This window comes from Candidatus Eisenbacteria bacterium, from assembly GCA_035712145.1.
Taxonomy (GTDB): Bacteria; Eisenbacteria; RBG-16-71-46; order RBG-16-71-46; family RBG-16-71-46; genus DASTBI01.
In genome coordinates this window covers 1-4,053 of sequence record DASTBI010000157.1, presented here as the reverse complement: position 1 = coordinate 4,053, position 4,053 = coordinate 1, and the positions used below count along the sequence as shown (strand labels likewise).

Sequence of the window (4,053 nt, the reverse complement as noted above, 5' to 3'; positions counted from 1 at the left end):
GCCTCGACCTGGCGCCAGGGCACGTCGTAGCCGACGGCCACGAACGTGCGGACCACCGCGCCCTCCTTCCGGGCCTGGCGCGAGTAGTTGACCGAGGCGCCTCCGACCAGCACCGAGTGGGGGATCGTGACCTCCTCTCTTCGCAATGTCAGCACTTTGGCCGCCAGCCCGCCGATGTCCGTGACCGTGCCTTCGTGCTCGCCGATCTTGACGTAGTCACCCACGGCGAACGCCCGGCTGTAGACGACGACGAGTCCTCCCAGGAGCTGGCTCACGATCCCGGTCGCGCCCAGGGACACCATGATCCCGACGAACACGCTCACGCCCTGAAACGCCGCGGTCCCCGAGCCCGGCAGATAGGGATAGGCGATGACGAGCGCGAATACCCAGAGCAGCACGAGCACGAGGCGCTCGGTGGCGCGGGCGATCTCGGCCTCCATCCCCTGGGACCGCGCGCCGCGGAAGAAGGCGCTGATGACGCGTGCCAGGAGCCGCGTCGCGAAGAAGATCACGCCAACGAAGAAGAGGTTGGGGATGGAACGGATGAACCCCTGCCCCAGCCGTTGGAGCGCGCTCAGGATGTAGGCGCCGAGATGCAGTCCCCACGGCCGGGTATAGGGGAACTGCGAGAGGACGAACGTGAGCCAGAGGTAGAGGATGCTCGCGATCAGCGCCCAGGCCAGCGAGCGCACAAGGCCGGCCTCCACAGTGTGGATGTAGGGGCGCACATCGGCCTTGCCGACGCGGATCGCGCGCTGCGGCTGGCGCGACGGGCTCTCGATGCGCTCCCGCAAGCGCCGCGATAGGCGTACAAGGAGCAGGAGGAGCGCGGCCGCGGCGACGGTGGCTGCGATCGACCACGCCACGCCGCGGAGGAAGTCCGGCCATCGAAGCTGCTGGTCGCGGGCGGCGAGCCAGGCGCGGAGGTTGACCACGGCCTGCCGGCCCGCCGAGTCCAGGGTCTCGCCGCTCCCGGCGTCGAGGTCCTTCTCGTAGAGCGCGAACAGCATTCGCCCGTCGGCCAGGACGGCGACGCCCCGCTGGCCGCCGAGCTCGAGTGGGCGCTGCTCCAGGCGATACTCCGGAAGTCGCGGGGTGCTCTCGATGCGCTCCGTGGCGATCCGGACGCGTGCCGGCAGGGAGAGGTTCTCGAGCGGAGTGCGGAACCGAGTGATCTCGCGATTCCAGACGACGACGGGGAGCGGTTCGAGAGCGTCGACGCGCGTCGAATCCACCGGCAACTGGGCGACGGCCCGCACGGGCGCACCCGACATCCATACGACCAGCACGACCAGCGTCAGGACCAGCGATCGGACCAGACTGTTCCCCCTGGACATCGGCGGCCCCTCCGGGACGGAAACCTCCAGTACAGCCCTTTCTGTGCTTTCCATGCTCGAAAGTCAAGCCACTCACCAGGGCGCGCGCTGCAATCCTGGCCGACGCGCAATCGCACAGGAGAACTCCATGAACGGCGGATCGAGAGTTGTGAGGCCGAGGCACCCGAAGCAAGACTTTGCTCTCGCCGCTTCGACAAAGGTCGTAGACTTCCCCCTCCAGACGATCGAAGAGATGGACGGAACGGAGGTCGGCTGGATTGGAAGGCCAACGCCGGGACCGAAGTTCCTGCTGGCCTGTGCTTCCTTCGTGGCAGGACGTGCACGCATCGACAGCTGGGGCGCCTCGTCGCAGGGAACCAGGTGGCGCCCTTCCGGGCGGGTTGTCGTGAACTGGCTCGCGCATCATCGCCTTGCGTGCGCTCCGCTATCAGCACCGTCAAGGGCCAGATCGTGAGGTTCGCGATGAAAGCCTGGATGAAACACGGAATCTCGGCTTGTTTCACGCTGCTCGTGTTCCTCGCTGCGTGCGGGCGTCAATCCACACCGACGCAGCCGACGGAATCGCAGATACGTCATGACGCCGCCAGCCCAAGCTGGGGCGGCGTGACACTCCAGGTCCGGAAGGCGGGGACCGGCTCGGGCACGGTGACGAGTTCGCCGTCCGGCATCAACTGCGGGTCGACCTGCTCGAAGTCGTTCTCTTCTGGAGCGACCGTCACCCTCACGGCGACGCCTGCGGCCGGCTCGGTTTTCGCCGGTTGGAGCGGTGGCGGGACTTCGGGAACAGGGACGGCCACAATCAAGCTCACGAGCAACACCACCGTCACTGCGACCTTCAATTCTTCGGGAGGTGGCGGCACCAACTTCACGGTCTCAGTGAACAAGTCACTGAGCGGCTCGGGAAACGGGACTGTCACCAGTACTCCCGCCGGAATCAGTTGCGGGTCGACATGCTCGGCCAGTTTCCCCTCAGGCACGAGCATCACCTTGTTCGCCTCCCCCTCCGCGGGTGAATTCACGGGATGGACCGCCGGACCTTGTGCGGGAAGCACGAATCAAAGCTGCACCTTCACGCTCAACGCCAACACAACTGCGACCGCCGCCTTCGCAACTCAACCTCTCTCGTTCATCGAGTCGACACTCGCCGATGGCAATGTGGGAGCTGAGTACTCCCAATTCATCAATACCACCGGCGGCTTCGGAAGCCCTGACCTCTTCGACATCGTCGCTGGGTCCCTGCCCGACGGGCTCGTCATGGACGAGTCTTTCGGGGTCCAGTCAACGCTCATCCACGGCAGGCCCACGCGCGAGCAGACGAGCAACTTCACCGTGCGGGTGCGGGACCAGAGCGGCTCCGCCACGCGGGCGTTCAGCATCACGATCCGCGGCCCGGTGACGCTGATGATCACGATGCCGGGTGCGACGGCGAAGTCGGGGACCCTGGGGCAGTCCTACTTCCAGAACCTATTCGGGAGCGGCGGGCAAACGCCCTACTCCTGGTCGATCACAGGGGGGCAACTGCCGCCTGGCTTGCGACTGGTGAGCGCTTCGAACGGCAACCGGATCGAGGGCACACCCACGGCGAGAGGAACGTTCACGTTCACGCTGACGCTGCGCGACCAAGGCGGCCAGCGGGTGGATCAGCAGACGACGATCACGATCAATTGACCCATTCGACTACACGATGCCGGCGGCAGTGCAGCCGCCGGCATCGTGGTTTCGCCCGCCTCCCTCGCTTTGGACGGCTCGGTCAGGCGCCCACTGCGGTCCTCCTCGGTGGATTCTCATGAACGAGGATTTTTCCAATGTCTATGAGGACCCCCGACGTGCCGACTCCTACGCGACGCTGGAGTATCCCGGCACCTATTACCTGGCCTTCCGGGACCTGCCCGCGATCCTGCGTGCCGAGGTTCGGGGAACCCGGGCACTCGACTTCGGCTGCGGCACGGGTCGTTCCACTCGTTTCCTGCGTGGTTTGGGCTTCGAGGTCGTCGGTGTGGACATCGCCGCGCACATGCTCGAGCGGGCCCGCGCACGCGATCCGCAGGGAGACTACCGGCTGGTACCGGGCGGCGACTTTGGCAGCCTCGACGCCGCGGCATACGACGTCGTGTTGTCCGCCTTCACGTTCGACAACGTCCCCACCATGGAGAAGAAGGTCGCTTTGATTCGGTCTCTCAGACGTCTGCTGAAGCCGGATGGCCGAATCGTCAATCTCGTCTCCGCACCCGAGATCTATCTGCACGAGTGGACATCGTTCTCCACCAAGGATTTCCCCGAGAACCGGACCGCTCGAAGCGGCGAGAGGGTGCGCATCGTCATGCTCGACGTTCCGGATCGCCGTCCGGTCGAGGACATCTTGTGGACCCACGAGGACTGGCTGGAGGTCTACCGGCGCGCGGAAGTCGTGCCCATTCAGGTCCATCGACCGTTGGGCAAATCGACCGAGCCGTACTCTTGGGTGAGCGAGACGACGATCGCCCCCTGGGTGCTCTACGTGCTGCGGTGAAGATCACCAGATTGCGCGCGCTCGAGCGTCCTCCGATCTCCATCGGTGCGAGGCTAGCGCACCCCCTCCCACAGTGCCCGTTCGGTGGATCGGGGATCGTTCACGACTTCCGAGGTCTTGTCGAACCGCATGGTCGCCCTGCGCTGCAGCTCGTACTTCGGCCATCCGGGGTTCCCTCGGCTCGCAAACGCGACCCAGGCGCCGTGC

General features: G+C 65.8%; 4 protein-coding genes. 2 read left to right on the top strand and 2 right to left on the bottom strand.

The genetic code is table 11. From position 1 onward, the window contains the following. Together VFQ05_09795 and VFQ05_09790 are read right to left on the bottom strand one after the other, a co-directional pair. Positions 1-1,337: mechanosensitive ion channel domain-containing protein (locus tag VFQ05_09795; GenBank protein HET9327053.1), on the bottom strand; the 1,337-nt coding region annotated here is incomplete at its 3' end. Positions 1,338-1,909: 572 nt separating this feature from the next. Then, positions 1,910-2,323, bottom strand: a complete 414-nt coding sequence (locus VFQ05_09790) for a hypothetical protein (protein ID HET9327052.1) — start codon at positions 2,321-2,323, stop codon at positions 1,910-1,912. Positions 2,324-2,492: 169 nt separating this feature from the next. Here VFQ05_09790 and VFQ05_09785 point away from each other — a divergent pair, with 169 nt between their 5' ends. Together VFQ05_09785 and VFQ05_09780 are read left to right on the top strand one after the other, a co-directional pair. After that, positions 2,493-3,005, top strand: coding sequence for a putative Ig domain-containing protein (locus VFQ05_09785; GenBank protein HET9327051.1), 513 nt, complete (start codon positions 2,493-2,495; stop codon positions 3,003-3,005). A gap of 118 nt (positions 3,006-3,123) precedes the next feature. Next, complete coding sequence (locus VFQ05_09780; GenBank protein HET9327050.1) at positions 3,124-3,846, top strand: class I SAM-dependent methyltransferase; 723 nt, start codon at positions 3,124-3,126, stop codon at positions 3,844-3,846. Positions 3,847-4,053: the final 207 nt, after the last annotated feature.

Coding starts and splice junctions, on each gene's coding strand:
- VFQ05_09780 (HET9327050.1), top strand. CDS start 3,124: ATGAACGAGGATTTTTCCAATGTCTATGAGGACCCCCGACGTGCCGAC.